Here is a 7665-nt window from a genome sequence, read left to right on the forward strand (position 1 = left end):
GGGGGCGGGATGTAAGCGCCCGCCTGCCGTGGCCGACCGATGTTCCGCTTCGCGGCAACATCGGTGTTGTTTGTAGGAATTTCCAGATTTTTAAGGGGAGAGCGTTGGCTCGAAGCTCTGGAAAACCTTTGTTTGCAGCGGACAATCGTTTTTCAACGACTTTGTGAGCCTCCAATTGCCACGAAAAAACGTTTCTCAACGCTCGAACAGACCTTTGATTGCAGAGACCCACAGTTTCTCAGCGCTCAAACAGGCCCTTGTTTACAGAGAATTGCCGTTTCTCAGCGCCCGAACAAGCCTTCGTTTGCAGCAAAACAAGCCCCTCTCAGCGCTCTGGGGCCCCGAGCGACGTCAGGAGCCCGGCCGGTGGTCATGAATAGGCGGAATTTACTTCCGCCGTTAAATGAAATGGCCACCGTGCAAGTCCCGCGTCCGTACAGTGTGTCCGGGGCAGACGGGCGTGCGCGTTACTCCGGCGACAAAACTGAAAGGGAACAATCACGCCTGCACGTCGGACTCGAGGGGCTCGGCCGGAGCCTCCGGCAAAGGCACGGCATCTTCCGCCGCTCCCTTCGTCTGCGCGCTCTTTTTTTCGCCCGCAGCCTTTGCAGTCCTGCGCCTGGCCTCTTCCGTGCCGGATTCCTCCGGGGCGGCCTTCTTTTCGCCATGGGACGCGGCCTGCTGTCTGCGCCTTTTTTCCGCGGCCGTGTAGATGAGCTGAAACACGTATTCCTCGAGGCCGCTGCGGGCCTCCACGGGCACGTCCACAAGCGCCGCCTCGGCGCGGGCCATGGTCTTGTGCCCGCCGCCTCCGCCTATGCCGGGAAACACGCAGGAAGCCACGGCCCCGAGATCCATCTTGCCGTAGCCGCCGCGGAACACCACGATGACCCGGCCCGCGCTCACGCCGCACACGGCCACCCAGCGCAGTCCGTGAACCTTGAGGAAGAAGTCCGCCACCACCACGAGGATGTCGGAGCTGTCCACCTTGCCGAGCCACACGTAGCTGCCGCGTCCGCAGGGACGCAGCGTCTCGAAGGCCCGCGAAAAATAGGGAAGCCACTCGGGCATGTACTCGCTGCGCAGAATGCGGTTCATGAGCGTGGCGTCGCCGAAGCGGCTCAAATAGTGGTAGGCGCGCAGATCCACGTCGGTGCATCCGCGGCCGAAGGTCGCCGTGTCGGTGCGTATGCCGTACTGGAGCGCCGTGGCCAGAAGTCTCGCCGGCCGTATGCCCGCGGAATAAAGGTATTCGGTCATCATGGTGCTCACGGAACCGTAGTCGGGACGTATGTCCTGAAACGGCGCGGAACACGGATCGTCGGTTTTGGGATGATGGTCGATGACCACGGAAAATTCCAGCCCCGCAAAGGCCGGATTGTGATGAGCCTGCGAGTCCACCAGGGCGAAGCGCTGAATCTTCTTTTTCATGGAAGGCCGCCACTTCACCACGGGAATGTTGAGATACCGTATCATGGCCAGATTGTCCGGCCTCGTGATCTCGTTGGTGCGGGCTATGGTCACGCTCTTCACTTTCGAGCGTATGATGCGCTGAAGGGCCATGGCGCTCGCAAGAGCGTCGGGGTCGGCGGTGATGAGTATGGCCCACGACTCTTCCCTGACAAGCAGAGCCTGAAGCTGCGCAAGCTGCGCGGAAAGTACGCGGAAATATGCCATAATCTTCTGCTCCTACGATTTTCGGTTGCGCACGAACTCCAGCGCCTCCCGAAATATCTTCTGTTCAAAGCGCTGCGGAAGGCTCTCGAGACTGCGCTCGGCCTTGTCGAGATACTCGTCGGCCATGGCCCGCGACTCCGCATCGAAACCGAGACGGCGTATGTCCGAGGCGATCTTCGCCCTCTCCTCCGGCGTGAAGGTGCCTGCGCGGAACTTCTCGCAGAACTTCTCCCTGTCGGGATGATTGAGAAATTCCACATACTTCATGATGGGAGGCGTGAACTTGCCCTCCTCAAGATCTCCGGCCGTGGGCTTGCCGGTTTCCGCCTCGTCGGCGAAATCGAGCGCGTCGTCCACCATCTGAAAGGCGATGCCGAGATTCAGGCCGTAGTCGGAAATGGCCTCCACCTGTTCTTCGGAAGCACCGGCGTACAGCGCGCCCAGACGGCAGGACCCGCGAAGAAGCCATCCCGTCTTGCCCGCCACCACGTCCACATACTCCGCCGCACTGTGGGCCATGGAATGCTGAAGCGCAATTTCGTGCGTTTCGCCCGAAGCGGTCATGAGCACGGATTCCGACACGCAGGTGAGCAGCGCGGGAATGCCGAACGAGGCCGTCTTGTGACTGGCCGCGGCAAGCAGGGCGTCGCCCGCAAGAATGGCGCGCGGCACGTCGAAAAGCACGTGCGCCGACACGCGTCCGCGGCGGGTGGCCGCACCGTCGAGCACGTCGTCATGCAGGAGCGTGGCCACATGGATCATCTCGGGAATCACGGCAAGGTCGTAGAGACCGGGGTCCTCGGCGCCGAAAAGACGCGCGGAAGAAAGCGTCATGAGAGGGCGCAGGCGCTTGCCGCCGGCAAGCAGAACGTGTCCCACGATGTCGCGCAGAGGCGCAGGCATGGCGGCAAGTTCCTTTTCCAGAGCGGCGTTTACCTTTATCTGCTCGTATTTCAGCACGGACATGAACGTTATCATAAGTCTCAGACCTCTGCCCCGCGGGCGTATCAAAGAATCTTTCCCTACCTTTTGAACGCATTTTTCATTCTTCGCAAGCATTTTCGTCCGCGCGAAGGCGAGCCGGAAGAAGGGCTGAAGAAAAAGCCTCTTTACAATCCGCCCGATACCTAGGATACTGCCCCGATGAATTTCAATCTCTCCCTCTTTCTCGCCGCGCTCGGTCTGGCATGCGTTCTCGAGGCGCTGCCCTGGCTCATTTCGCCCCGCAAGACACGGGAAACGCTTCTCGAGCTTCTTTCCCTTCCCGAGGATGCGCTGCGCAAGGGGGGCACCTTCTCATGATCCTCGGCGTGGCCGTGTGCGCCGCTGGACGCTTTATGCGTGGAGACTGACATGAATACTGACGCCCTCATTCTCGCCGCCGGCAAGGGCACGCGCATGCCCTCCCCCCGGCCCAAGGTGCTGCAGACGCTTCTTGGCGAAACCATGCTCACGCTCGTGACGGCCACCCTCGCCGCCATGCCCCGTGTGAGAAACGTGTTCACCCTGGTGGGCAACGAGGCCGACATGGTCTCTGCCGAGGCCGAACGCATCGCGCAGCGGCTTGACACAAAGGCCGCGTGCATACGGCAGGAAAAACAGCTCGGCACCGGGCACGCGCTCATGACGGCCATGCCTCATCTTGAGGGCGACGGCCATGTTCTCGTGGTGAACGGCGACGCCCCGCTGCTCACCGCGGACGTGCTGAATCACTTTCTCGACGCCGCAGAAGGCGCGGACGTGGCCTTTTTGAGCCTCGTGCTCGACGATGCCGCCTCCTACGGCCGCGTAGTGCGCAAGGACGGAAAGGTGAAGGCCATTGTGGAAGCCAAGGACTTCGATCCCGCGCTCTACGGGCCTCTTGAAGAGGCGCACGAAGTGAATACGGGCATCTATCTCTTCTCCCTGCCCGCCGTGCGCCGTCTGCTTCCGCTTCTTTCCTGCGACAACAAGGGCGGAGAGTACTACATCACCGACCTCGTTTCCCTGGGCCTTGCCGCAGGCATGGACGTGCGCGGCATTCAGGCCGAAGGCGCTGGCTGCGAAAAGACCGCCCTTCTGGGCGTGAACACGCCCGCGGAACTCGCCGTGGCCGAAGACATTCTCAAAGAACGCAGAAACGCGGAGCTTCTTGCTTCGGGCGTGATTCTGCACGCCAAGGAAAGCGTTCGCGTAAGCCCGCTCTCCCGCGTGGAAAGAGGCGCGGAGCTCTTCGGCCCCTGCGAAATCTGCGGCGACAGCGTGATACGAAGCGGCGCGCTCATTCTTTCCCACTGCGTCATCCGCGACGCCGTCATCGACGGCGGCACGGAAATCCGCGAGTTCTGTCACATCGAAAAGGCGGAAGTGAAACGCGGCGCGCTCATCGGCCCCTACGCCAGACTCCGCCCGCAGGCCCTCGTGGATGAAGACGCCCACGTGGGCAACTTCGTGGAACTCAAGAAGACGCATCTGGGCAAAGGCTCCAAGGCCAACCATCTGACCTACCTCGGCGACGCGGAAGTCGGACCGGGCGTGAACTTCGGCGCGGGAACCATCACCTGCAACTACGACGGAAAGAACAAGTTCCGCACCGTCATAGGCGAAGGCTGCTTCATCGGCAGCAACACGGCGCTCGTGGCTCCGGTACGCGTGGGCGACGGCGCGCTCGTGGGCGCAGGCTCCGTCATCGTGGAGGACGTGCCCGACGGAAAGCTCGCCCTCGGCAGAGGCAGGCAGGTCATCAAGGAACGCAAAAAGTGACGCAGCGCGCAAGGCGCGGCGCAAAACTTGACTATTGCCCCCGGAATATCCATTCTTGCAACGCGACGGCGCACAGGCCTGCCGCATGCCTCCAACACAAGGAGAACACAATGTCTTGTCGTATATTGAACATTAAATCGCCCGCCGACGCGGAAGCCGTCGATCTGTTCCGGCGTCTGGCCGAACGCGGCAACCCTGCCGACGGCAACGGGCAGGACGTGGAAAATCAGGTGCGCGCCATCATCGACGACGTGCGCGCAAGAGGCGATCAGGCCCTCATCGAACGCACCCGCCAGTTCGACGCCCCCGACATGGAAGCCCCCCTCGCCGTGCCGCAGGAAGAACTTGCCCGCGCCGCCGCCTCCATTTCCGGCGAAGAGCGCAGCGTCATCGTGGAAGCGGCCTCGCACATCCGCGCCTTCCACGAAGCCCAGAAGGACAAATCCTGGTTCATCACCCGCGAAGACGGTTCCATTCTCGGTCAGAAGATCGAACCCGTGGATCGCGCCGGTCTCTACGTGCCCGGCGGCAAGGGCGGCAACACGCCCCTCATCTCCTCCATGCTCATGGGCGCCATTCCCGCGCAGGTCGCAGGCGTGAAGGAAATCGCCGTGGTCACGCCTCCCCGCGCCGACGGCACCCTGAACCCCTACATGCTCGCCGCCGCCTATCTTCTGGACATCAACGAAGTGTACCGCGTGGGCGGTCCCTGGTCCATCGCCGCGCTTGCCTACGGCACGCAGGAAATCCGGCCCGTGGACGTCATCGCCGGCCCGGGCAACATCTTCGTGACCACCGCCAAGAAGCTCGTGCAGGGCAAAGTGGGCATCGACATGATCGCCGGTCCCAGCGAAATCCTCGTGCTGGCCGATGAAAGCGCCAACGCCGAATGGGTGGCCGCCGACATGCTCTCCCAGGCCGAACACGACAAGCTCGCCTCCGCCATTCTCATCACCACAAGCTCGCTGCTTGCCGACCGCGTGTCCTCTGCGCTGGAAAGACGCGTGGCCGAGCTGCCCCGCGCGGACATCGCCCGCGCCTCCCTCGACAACTGGGGAGCCGTCATTCTCGTGCCCGACCTTTCCGTGGCCGTGGACATGGCCAACCGCATCGCCCCCGAACACATGGAACTGTGCGTTTCCTCCCCCTGGGAAGTGCTGCCCTCCATCCGCCACGCAGGCGCCGTGTTCATGGGACAGTACTCCCCCGAACCCGTGGGCGACTACTACGCCGGTCCCAACCACGTTCTGCCCACGCTCGGCACCGCGCGCTACTCCTCCGCGCTCAGCGTGCAGACCTTCAGCAAGCGCACCAGCATCGTGGCGGCCTCGGCCGGGTTCACCCGCGCCCATGCCTCCTCCATCGCCCTGCTCGCCAGACTCGAAGGTCTGGAAGCGCACGCCCGTTCCGTGGAACTCCGCGGCTGATCCGCCGCATTCCCCAAGCCCTTCATCCCCCGAGGTCTTCCCATGAAACAGCTGCCCTATCCCGTCATCACCAGCACCAGTCTCCCCGGCTTCAAGCTCCACTCCCAGGGCAAGGTCCGCGACATCTATGAAGTGGACGACGACACCCTGCTGCTCGTCACCACCGACAGAATGTCCGCCTTCGACGTCATTCTCGGCGAACCCATCCCGTGGAAGGGCGTCATTCTGAACCAGCTCACCCTGTTCTGGATGAACAAGTTCGCCCATCTCATCCCCAACCACATCATCGAATCCGACGTGGACAAGTATCCCGCCGCGCTCCAGCCCTACCGCGATCAGCTCGTGGGCCGCTCCGTGCTCGCAAGACGCGCCCAGCCCCTCAAGGCCGAATGCATCGTGCGCGGCTACATCGCCGGTTCCGGCTGGAAGTCCTACAAGAAGGACGGCACCGTCTGCGGCGTGCGCCTGCCCGAAGGCCTGAAGGAATCCGACAAGCTGCCCGAAGTGCTGTTCACCCCCTCCACCAAGGGTGAAGTGGGCGCCCACGACGAAAACATCAGCCTTGAAAGAATGCGCGAAATCGTCGGCGCGGAACTGGCCGACAAGGCCGCCGAAACCTCCCTCGCCATCTACCGCGAGGCTTCCGAATACGCCGCCGGCCGCGGCATCATCATCGCCGACACCAAGTTCGAGTTCGGCATCGTGGACGGAAAACTCACCCTCATCGACGAAGTGCTCACCCCCGACTCTTCCCGCTTCTGGCCCGCCGACGGCTACGAACCCGGCCACAGCCAGCCGAGCTTCGACAAGCAGTACCTGCGCGACTGGCTGGAAGCCCAGGTGTGGGACAAGACCCCGCCCGCTCCCGCCCTCACCGACGAAGTGCGCGACACCACCGCTGAAAAATACCAGGAAGCCTTCCGCCTCATCACCGGCCGCTCCCTGTAGTCACCTCCCCCAGTCAACCATCACAAAAGGAGAGGATATATGCTTCTTGAAGGAAAAAAGGCCGTCATCTTCGGCGTCGCCAACAAGCACAGCATTGCCTACGGCATCTCTTCCGCCTTCCGTCGCGAAGGCGCCAGCCTTGCGTTCAGCTACCTGAACGACGCCCTCAAAAAGCGCGTCGAACCCATTTCCGAAGAACTTTCCGGCGACTTCACCTTCCCCTGCGACGTCTCCAGCGACGAAGACATCGCCCGCTCCGCCGAGCTCGTGAAGGAAAAGTGGGGCAAGGTGGACGTGCTCGTCCACTCCGTGGCCTTCGCTTCCAAGGACGACCTCAAGGGCCGCTACCTCGACACCTCCCGCGACGGCTTCAAGTTCGCCCTCGACGTGTCCGCCTATTCCCTCGTGGCCCTGTGCAAGGCCTTCGAGCCCCTGCTCAATCCCGGCGCCTCCGTCATCTGCATGACCTACTACGGCTCCGAAAAAATGATCCCCAACTACAACGTCATGGGCGTGGCCAAGGCCGCCCTCGAAGCCTCCGTGCGCTACCTCGCCACCGACTTCGGCCCCGTGAACGTCCGCGTGAACGCCATCAGCGCCGGCCCCATCCGTACGCTGGCCTCCTCCGGCATCTCCGACTTCCACCAGATCGGCGCCATGTTTGAAAAGCGCGCCCCCCTGCACCGCCTCGTCACCATCGACGAAGTCGGCAACGCCGCCGCCTTCCTCGCCTCCGACCTCGCCTCCGGCGTCACCGGCGAAATCCTCTACGTCGACAACGGCTTCCAGAGCACCGCTCTGTAAGAGAGGAAAGGCAGAAAAGACAGAAAAGGCATCGGGGGAGATAATCTCCCCCGCCCCCCCCATAGTT

7 protein-coding genes are annotated in these 7665 nt (G+C 62.7%); 5 read left to right on the forward strand and 2 right to left on the reverse strand.

The annotated features are described in order from the left end of the window. Nucleotides 1-498 precede the first annotated feature (498 nt). Both QZZ60_RS09405 and QZZ60_RS09410 read right to left on the reverse strand, forming a co-directional pair. The gene (locus QZZ60_RS09405; RefSeq protein WP_295640817.1) at nucleotides 499-1677 is read right to left on the reverse strand and encodes a DHH family phosphoesterase; all 1179 of its coding nucleotides are present in this window, start codon (nucleotides 1675-1677) and stop codon (nucleotides 499-501) included. 12 nt (nucleotides 1678-1689) lie between these two features. Continuing rightward, entirely contained in the window at nucleotides 1690-2643 is a 954-nt protein-coding gene (locus QZZ60_RS09410) for a polyprenyl synthetase family protein (protein WP_295640819.1), read from the reverse strand. 177 nt (nucleotides 2644-2820) lie between these two features. On the opposite strand from QZZ60_RS09410, the gene QZZ60_RS09415 reads away from it, so the two are divergent. From QZZ60_RS09415 to QZZ60_RS09435, 5 genes are all read left to right on the forward strand, one after another. Further along, nucleotides 2821-2979, forward strand: coding sequence for a DUF2065 domain-containing protein (locus QZZ60_RS09415; RefSeq protein WP_295640820.1), 159 nt, complete (start codon nucleotides 2821-2823; stop codon nucleotides 2977-2979). A gap of 51 nt (nucleotides 2980-3030) precedes the next feature. After that, the gene (glmU, locus tag QZZ60_RS09420; protein ID WP_295640822.1) at nucleotides 3031-4419 is read left to right on the forward strand and encodes a bifunctional UDP-N-acetylglucosamine diphosphorylase/glucosamine-1-phosphate N-acetyltransferase GlmU; all 1389 of its coding nucleotides are present in this window, start codon (nucleotides 3031-3033) and stop codon (nucleotides 4417-4419) included. Nucleotides 4420-4529: 110 nt separating this feature from the next. Then, complete coding sequence (hisD, locus tag QZZ60_RS09425; RefSeq protein ID WP_295640824.1) at nucleotides 4530-5846, forward strand: histidinol dehydrogenase; 1317 nt, start codon at nucleotides 4530-4532, stop codon at nucleotides 5844-5846. A 42-nt stretch (nucleotides 5847-5888) separates the two neighbouring features. Continuing rightward, nucleotides 5889-6794 carry a phosphoribosylaminoimidazolesuccinocarboxamide synthase gene (locus QZZ60_RS09430; protein ID WP_295640826.1) on the forward strand — a complete coding sequence of 302 codons (906 nt, stop codon included), beginning with the start codon at nucleotides 5889-5891 and terminating at the stop codon, nucleotides 6792-6794. Nucleotides 6795-6833: 39 nt separating this feature from the next. Next, on the forward strand, nucleotides 6834-7598 hold the full coding sequence (locus tag QZZ60_RS09435; RefSeq protein ID WP_295640827.1) for an enoyl-ACP reductase: 765 nt from the start codon (nucleotides 6834-6836) through the stop codon (nucleotides 7596-7598). The last annotated feature ends 67 nt before the right edge of the window (nucleotides 7599-7665 follow it).

The sequence above is a fragment of the uncultured Mailhella sp. genome, from assembly GCF_905187505.1.
Lineage (GTDB): Bacteria > Desulfobacterota > Desulfovibrionia > Desulfovibrionales > Desulfovibrionaceae > Mailhella.

Excerpts from the sequence above, each read along its gene's own strand:
- QZZ60_RS09405 (WP_295640817.1), bottom strand. The coding sequence starts at position 1,677 with ATGGCATATTTCCGCGTACTTTCCGCGCAGCTTGCGCAGCTTCAGGCT.
- QZZ60_RS09410 (WP_295640819.1), bottom strand. The coding sequence starts at position 2,643 with ATGTCCGTGCTGAAATACGAGCAGATAAAGGTAAACGCCGCTCTGGAA.
- QZZ60_RS09415 (WP_295640820.1), top strand. The coding sequence starts at position 2,821 with ATGAATTTCAATCTCTCCCTCTTTCTCGCCGCGCTCGGTCTGGCATGC.
- glmU (WP_295640822.1), top strand. The coding sequence starts at position 3,031 with ATGAATACTGACGCCCTCATTCTCGCCGCCGGCAAGGGCACGCGCATG.
- hisD (WP_295640824.1), top strand. The coding sequence starts at position 4,530 with ATGTCTTGTCGTATATTGAACATTAAATCGCCCGCCGACGCGGAAGCC.
- QZZ60_RS09430 (WP_295640826.1), top strand. The coding sequence starts at position 5,889 with ATGAAACAGCTGCCCTATCCCGTCATCACCAGCACCAGTCTCCCCGGC.
- QZZ60_RS09435 (WP_295640827.1), top strand. The coding sequence starts at position 6,834 with ATGCTTCTTGAAGGAAAAAAGGCCGTCATCTTCGGCGTCGCCAACAAG.